6 protein-coding genes are annotated in these 7,021 nt (G+C 72.2%); 1 reads left to right on the top strand and 5 read right to left on the bottom strand.

Annotated elements, in window-relative coordinates:
- Positions 1 to 83 precede the first annotated feature (83 nt).
- Both ACOZ38_RS07615 and ACOZ38_RS07620 read right to left on the bottom strand, forming a co-directional pair.
- Positions 84 to 1,682: an SIP domain-containing protein gene (locus ACOZ38_RS07615; RefSeq protein WP_424529397.1), complete on the bottom strand. Its 1,599-nt coding sequence runs from the start codon at positions 1,680 to 1,682 to the stop codon at positions 84 to 86.
- Positions 1,683 to 1,705: 23 nt separating this feature from the next.
- A complete protein-coding gene (locus tag ACOZ38_RS07620; protein WP_424529398.1) occupies positions 1,706 to 3,037 on the bottom strand; it encodes a lysine N(6)-hydroxylase/L-ornithine N(5)-oxygenase family protein in 1,332 nt (443 codons plus the stop codon).
- 84 nt (positions 3,038 to 3,121) lie between these two features.
- Here ACOZ38_RS07620 and ACOZ38_RS07625 point away from each other — a divergent pair, with 84 nt between their 5' ends.
- Positions 3,122 to 4,069, top strand: coding sequence for a methionyl-tRNA formyltransferase (locus ACOZ38_RS07625; protein ID WP_424529399.1), 948 nt, complete (start codon positions 3,122 to 3,124; stop codon positions 4,067 to 4,069).
- Here the strand turns inward: ACOZ38_RS07625 and ACOZ38_RS07630 are convergent.
- From ACOZ38_RS07630 to ACOZ38_RS07640, 3 genes are read right to left on the bottom strand one after another with little or no spacing between them, the layout of a single operon-like run.
- Entirely contained in the window at positions 4,060 to 4,899 is an 840-nt protein-coding gene (locus ACOZ38_RS07630) for an ABC transporter ATP-binding protein (RefSeq protein WP_424529400.1), read from the bottom strand. The genes ACOZ38_RS07625 and ACOZ38_RS07630 overlap by 10 nt on opposite strands.
- A 4-nt stretch (positions 4,900 to 4,903) precedes the next feature.
- Positions 4,904 to 5,980, bottom strand: coding sequence for a FecCD family ABC transporter permease (locus ACOZ38_RS07635; RefSeq protein ID WP_424529401.1), 1,077 nt, complete (start codon positions 5,978 to 5,980; stop codon positions 4,904 to 4,906).
- 2 nt (positions 5,981 to 5,982) lie between these two features.
- Entirely contained in the window at positions 5,983 to 7,008 is a 1,026-nt protein-coding gene (locus ACOZ38_RS07640; RefSeq protein WP_424529402.1) for a FecCD family ABC transporter permease, read from the bottom strand.
- Between the last annotated feature and the right edge of the window lie 13 nt (positions 7,009 to 7,021).

Consider the following 7,021-nt stretch of genomic DNA (forward strand, 5'->3'; position numbering starts at 1 on the left):
GGCGTCGATCGGTTCTCGCGGGGTGTCGGCGTATCGGGCATGAACCGGGGGCCGGCGTCCTGTTCGCTCGGAGACGGGTGGGTTCAGGCGTTCGGGGGGCGGCGGGGTCTGGGGATGCTCCAGTAGCCGAGGGCGCAGACCTCGTCGCGCCGGAGGCCGCGGTCGCGCAGCAGGTGCCTGCGCAGGCTCTGGATCATGAGCGACTCCCCGCCCGCCCATACCTGGCCACGGCCGGGCGGCAGGTCGAGGCCGCGTACGACCTCCTCCAGCGCGCGGCCCTCGCCCGGCGGGCGCTCGCCGCGGTGGACCCAGTACATCTCGGGGATCGGCGCGTCGAGCGCCACGTGCTCGGCGGTGTCCCGTACTTCGGCCACCGCGATGGCACGGTGCCCGGCGGGGAGCGTTTCCGCGATCGCGGCCATGGAGGGAAGCGCCGTCTCGTCACCGACCATCAGCGTCCACTCCGCCGTCGGGTCGGTCACCCAGTGGACGCGGGAGCCCGCGAAGCCCACCTGGTCGCCCGGCACCGCGTCACGCGCCCACCGTGAAGCCGGGCCGTCGTCCACGTGCAGGAAGAAGTCCAAGGTCACCAGCCCTGCCGCGCGGTCGTAGCGGCGTACGGTGAGGTTCACCGCGTGCTGCCTGCCGGCCGTCTCAGGGAAGCGCCAGCGCTTCAACTCGGGCAGTACGACCTCGTCCGCGCCGGCGGCCGGCCAGATGAGCGTGATCGTCTCGGCGGGCTCCTCGACGGGCAGCGGGCCGGCGTCCACCAGGCGGAGGACCAGCCGTCGCATCAGCGGGGACAGCTGCTCGCCGGAGACGACCTCCAGCATCCCGGCGCACAGCGGAAAGGCCCGCACCGACGACCGCGCCCGGTCGACGTACGCGGAGCGAGCCCGTGCCGATGACCGGGGATCGTTGGGGCGGTGGGCGGCCAGGCGGACGTCGTGGAGGTTCAGGGCGTTGGCCTCCATCAGCGCCTGGACGGCTTCGTCCAGGAACCGGTCGCCGTCCTCGCCGAGCGCCTCGGCGTGTGCGGCCAGTAACTCAAGGCGGATGGCATCCTCCGCGCTGACCTGTTCGTCCTGGTCGGAGACGTCGTCCCGCGCCAGCACGATCTCCAGCCCTTCGTCGCGGAGGACGGCGGACACCTCTTCCAGCGGATGCTGATGGACGCTCAAGGGGATCGAGGCGAGCCGCTCCCGCCACTCCGGGCGGCGGACCACGGACTCCACGACGTCGCGCAGCGCGAACCCCGAGGACCGCGGCTGCCCGTGACTCCACTGCAGGACCACGAGGCCACCCGGGCTCGCGGCGCGTGCCATCGTCCGTACGGCCGCACGGACGTCGCCGAGCGAGTGGAGCGACCAGGAGGAGTGCACGACCTCGTACTGGCCCTCGGGCAGCGTCAGCGCGTGCGGGTCCTGCACCTCGGCGGAGACGGGATGGCCCGCGCACAGTTCCCTGGTCGCCTCGACCATCGACGGCGAGGCGTCCTTCGCCGTCACGGTGAACTCCCGCTCGGCCATGGCCAGGGCGACGTCCCCCGATCCGCATCCGACGTCGGCGAACCTGCCGCCCTCGTGGAGGTGGCCGCCGGCCTGCATGAGGGCGTCCAGCGCAGATTCCACCCTGGCCTCGCTGTGGGCCCGCGCGGAGCGGGCCTCGGTTCGCTGTGTCACTGGGGAGTCTCTCGTTCGTCAGGTCAGGTGAGGGTCGCCACGGGGGCGCGGCGGGCGAGGAGCGAGTCGCGGATCTCGCCGGCGCGGACGGCGGTGGTCGACAGCAGGGTGGACGTGATGCCGTGGGTGTGCTCGGTGCCGCCCTGGAGGTAGATGCCCGCGGTGACCCGCGGCGCGACCTCCACGCGGTGGTCGCGGCCCACGCGCACCGCGTCCTCGTCGTCGCGCAGGCAGAGCTTGGCCGCCTCGCCGAGGAGGGCGCCGAGGTCCTGGGGCCGGTACCCGGTGGCGTGGACGAGGAGGTCCGCGCTGAGCACCTTCCGCTCGCCGGTGGGCAGGAACTCCACGGTGACGTCCAGGTGATCGTCCACGGCGCGTACATCCCGGATGCGGGAGACGTTGAGCATGCGCAGGCGCTCCCGGCCGTGCACCTTCTCGCGGTACGTCGTCGCGTACAGGGACTGGATGAGGTCCATGTCGACGACCGAGTAGTTCGTGCCGCGGTGGTAGTCGAACAGCGACTGCTTGACCACGGGCGGGGCGTTGAAGTAGATGTCGACCGCTTCGGGGTCGAAGATGCGGTTGGCGAACGGGCTGTCGTCGGCGGGGGTGTACCCGTACTTGGCGAAGACCGCGCAAACCTCGGCGTCGGCGAACGTGCGGTGCAGGTAGTCGACCGCCTCGGCGGCGCTCTGCCCGGCGCCGAGCACGAGCGCGCGGCGCACCGGAGCGCCGGATCCGGCCAGCTCGGCCACGCGCAGGACCAGCTCGCTGTTGTGCCAGACCCGGTCGGAGAGGACGGTGCCCGGCGGCAGGTGGGGTTCCAGCCCGGTGGCCACGCAGACGTTGCGCGCCCTGCGCACGGACGTGCGGCCGGGGTGGTCCGGGTCGCGGCTGACCACGTCGAACCAGCGGATCTCGCCGTCCTCGGACTCGACCGGCTCGACGGCGACCACCTCGGCGGAGTACGCGACCAGGTGCCTCACCCGGGCGGCGGCCCACTCGAAGTAGTCGTGGAACTCCACTCTCAACGGGAAGAGCGTCTTCTGGTTGAGAAAGTCCACCAGCCTGCCGCGTTCCTGCAGGTAGCACAGGAAGCTGTAGTCGCTCGACGGGTTCCGCATGGTGACCAGGTCCTTCAGAAAGGACACCTGCATCGTCGCGTCGTCGATGAGCATGCCCCGGTGCCAGCCGAAGTGCGGCTGCTTCTCCAGGAATGCGGCATCGAGCCGTTCCCCGGCGGGGACTCCTGCGTTGTGCTCCTCGACGGCTATGGCCAGCGCCAGATTGGACGGCCCGAAACCGATCCCCAGGATGTCGTGGATGACATCCGGCCCACTCTGCAGTGTGTCCACCGCGGCATCGCCTCCCTATGCCAGCAACATGGTAGATAAGGTTAGCCTTACCTTGCAAGATTGGGTTCGAGGAGAGGATCGTCCATGCGGGTCGTCATGTTCGGTTACCAGACGTGGGGGCATCGCACCCTGCGAGCCCTGCTGGAGTCCGGCCACGAGGTGGCACTCGTCGTCACCCACCCCAAGAGCGACCACGCCTACGAGAAGATCTGGGACGACTCGGTGGCGGAGCTGGCCGCGAAGCACGACGTCCCGGTGCTCCTGCGCAACCGGCCCGACGACCGCGAGCTGCTCGCCGCGCTGCGCGAGGCCGCGCCGGACATCATCGTCGCCAACAACTGGCGCACGTGGCTGCCGCCGGACATCTTCGACCTCCCGCCGCACGGCACGCTGAACATCCACGACTCGCTGCTGCCGTCGTACGCGGGCTTCTCGCCGTTGATCTGGGCGCTGATGAACGGAGAGAAGGAGGTCGGCGTCACCGCGCACCGGATGAACGCCGAGCTGGACGCCGGCGACATCGTGCTGCAACGGGCCGTGCCGGTGGGGCCGGGCGACACCGCGACCGACCTGTTCCACAGGACGGTCGACCTGATCGGGCCCATCGTGCACGACGCGCTCGACCTCATCGCCTCAGGCCGGGCGGAGTGGGTCGCGCAGGACCGCACCAAGGCCAGCTTCTTCCACAAGCGGTCCGTCGAGGACAGCCGCATCGACTGGAACTGGCCGGCCGAGGACCTGGAGCGGCTGGTGCGCGCCCAGTCGGACCCGTACCCCAACGCGTTCACCTACCACCGTGGCGAGCGGATCCGCATCGTGTCGGCGGCGGTGTCGCGCGCGTACTACGGCGGCACCCCGGGACGCGTCTTCATTCGTGAGGGGGACGGGGTGGCCATCGTCTCCGGCGCCGACGCCCGCACCGGGCGGCGGCGCGGGCTCGTCCTCACGCGGCTGCGCACCGAGGACGGCACGGAGCACGCGGCCACCGACTACTTCCGCACCATGGGCGGCTACCTCACCACTCAGCCCTGAACGGGCCGGCCGACCGGCTCCGCGCGTGAGGTGTCGTGGTGGCGGCTCATCGGGATGATCAACGGTGTGCCGCTCACCGGGTCGGTCGCGACCTGGCAGCGCAGATCGAAGATGTCCCGGACGGTCGGCGCGGTGATGACGTCGGCCGGGGCCCCCTCCGCGACGATGCGGCCGGACTTCATGGCGATGACGTGGTCGGCGTACCTGCAGGCCTGGTTGAGGTCGTGCAGCACCATCACGATCGTACGGTTGTCGCGCCGGTTGAGGTCGGTGATGAGGTCGAGGACGTCGATCTGGTGCGCCAGATCCAGGTAGGTCGTCGGCTCGTCGAGCAGCAGCACCGGGGTGCCCTGCGCGACGGCCATGGCGATCCAGGCGCGCTGGCGCTGGCCGCCGGACAGCTCGTCGACCGCGCGGTCGGCGAGGTCGGTCATGCCGGTGGCGGCCAGCGCGGCGTGGACGGCCTGCTCGTCGGCCTTCGACCACTGCCGCCACCAGGTCTGGTGCGGCGAGCGGCCGCGGTTGACCAGGTCGATGACGGTCAGCCCCTCCGGCGCGACCGGTGACTGCGGCAGGATGCCGAGCCGCTGGGCCAGTTCCCTGGTCGGGATGGAATGCAGCGCGCGGCCGTCGAGCCGGACGGCTCCCTGGCGTGGCGCGAGCAGCCTGGCCAGGGCCCGCAGCAGGGTGGACTTGCCGCAGGCGTTCGCGCCGACGATGGCGGTGACGCGGCCCGGCGGGACGACCACGTCGAGGTCCGCCACGACCAGCCGGTTGTCGTACGCCAGGTGCAGGCCGCTCGCCCGCAGGTCCGGGTGGGTGGTCGACATGCGTTCAGCCTCCTGAGCCCGCGCGGTCGGCGCGGATGAGCAGCCAGAGCAGGATCGGCGCGCCGAGCACGCCGGTGACGATTCCGACCGGCAGCTCCGTGCTGGGGACCAGCTCGCGTGCGATGAGGTCGGAGGAGAGGACGACCAGGGCCCCGGCCAGCCCCGAGGCGACCGGGGGCGGCCAGGCGGTGCCGGCGAGCCGCTGCGCGATCTGCGGCGCGGCGAGCGCCACGAAGGCGATCGGACCGGCCGCCGCGGTGCCGAAGGCGACCAGCCCGACCCCCGTGAGGAGCAACGCGAAGCGGACCCGCTGCACGGGGGTGCCGAGGCCGGCGGCGACGTCGTCACCCAGCTGCAGCGTACGGGTCAGGCGGCCGAGCGTCAGCGCGACCGGCACCATCACCACCATGGCGAGGGCCAGCGGGACCACCTGGTCCCAGTCGCGGCCGTTGAGGTTGCCCACGAGCCAGCCGAGCGCGGCCTGGGCCTGGAACCGCCCGCCCTTGGCCACGAGGTAGTCGGTGGCGCTGGTGCAGATCCACGACACTCCGATGCCGACCAGGATGATCCGGTAACCGGTGGCGCCTCGGCTCCACGCCAGCAGGTAGACGAGCAGGCCGGTGGCCAGCGCGCCGAGGAGCCCCAGCGTCTGGGGGCCGAGGCCGCCGTCCCAGCCGAGCACGATGCTCGCGACGACGGCGGTGCCGGCGCCCTGGGTCAGGCCGATCATGTCCGGGCTGGCCAGCGGGTTGCGGGTCATGGTCTGGAAGACGGAGCCGGAGACGCCGAAGGCGATGCCGACCAGCAGGCCGACCAGCGCGCGCGGCAGTCGCAGCTCGCGGACGACCAGCAGCGTCCCGGGGTCTCCGTACCCGGCGAGCGCCTTCATGACCGAGGTCAGGCCGATCGGGTAGTCGCCGACCGAGACGCCCCAGCAGAAGACCAGGAACGTGAGGGCGGCGAGCGCCGTGCACACGACGACCAGCCGGGGCCGCAGCACCCCGGAGACCGGCGGCACGGACAGCCGGAACGTACGGCGGGCTGGGGCGGCGACCATGCCGCCGGGGGATGGGGGGACCATGCTCACACTTCCGCGAGTCGGCGACGGCGGACCAGGGCGATGAAGAACGGGCCGCCGATGAAGGCGATGAGGATCCCGGCCTGGATCTCGGTGGGCCGTGCGGCGACCCGTCCGATGATGTCCGCGGCGAGCACCAGGCAGGGCGCGAGCACCGCCGACAGCGGCAGCAGCCAGCGGTGGTCGGGGCCGAGCCCCGCCTGCTGCGCGAGGATCCGCGCGACGTGCGGCACCACGAGCCCGACGAAGACGACCGGGCCGATGACCGCGACCGCCGCGCCGGTGAGCAGCGTGATGGCGATCGCGCCCTGGAACCGTACGAGGCCGAGGCGCCGCCCCAGCGAGGCGGCCACGTCGTCGCCGAGGGCCAGGCTGTTGAGCGCGGGCGCGCAGGCCAGGGCCAGCACCGTGCCGAGGGCGATGAACGGCAGGATCCGGAGCACCGCGTCGGCGTTCTGGTCGGCGAGCGAGCCGGCCGACCAGAAGCGGTAGCGGTTCAGCGCGTCGGGGTCGGTCAGGACGATGGCGTTGGTGAGCGAGAACAGCAGCGAGCTCACGGCGACTCCGGCCAGCGCGAGCCTGACCGGCGTGAGGCCCGAACGTCCCAGCCCGCCGAGCAGGTACACGAGGACGCTGGCGATGAGCGCGCCCGCGAACGCGAACCAGATGTACCCGTACAGCGACCCCAGGCCGAGCACCGCGACCGAGACGACGATCGCGAAGGCCGCGCCCGCGCTGACGCCCAGCAGTCCGGGGTCGGCGAGCGGGTTGCGCGTCAGCGCCTGCATGAGCGCGCCGGACAACCCGAGGGCCGCGCCCGCCGCGATTCCGAGCGCCGTGCGCGGGACGCGTACCGACCAGACGACGTTCTCGGCCAGGCGGCTGGGCGGGTGCCCGAGCAGCGCCTGTACGACCTGGTCGAGGGGAAGGCTGCGGGCGCCGAGCGCGATCGACAGCAGGCAGAGCGCGACGAGGACGGTGGCGAGCAGCGCCACGAGAACGGCGGGGCGGAGCCCCGCGCCACGCGTCACCGAACTGTCTCCA

Source organism: Sphaerisporangium viridialbum (genome assembly GCF_049674955.1).
GTDB classification, from domain to species: domain Bacteria; phylum Actinomycetota; class Actinomycetes; order Streptosporangiales; family Streptosporangiaceae; genus Sphaerisporangium; species Sphaerisporangium viridialbum.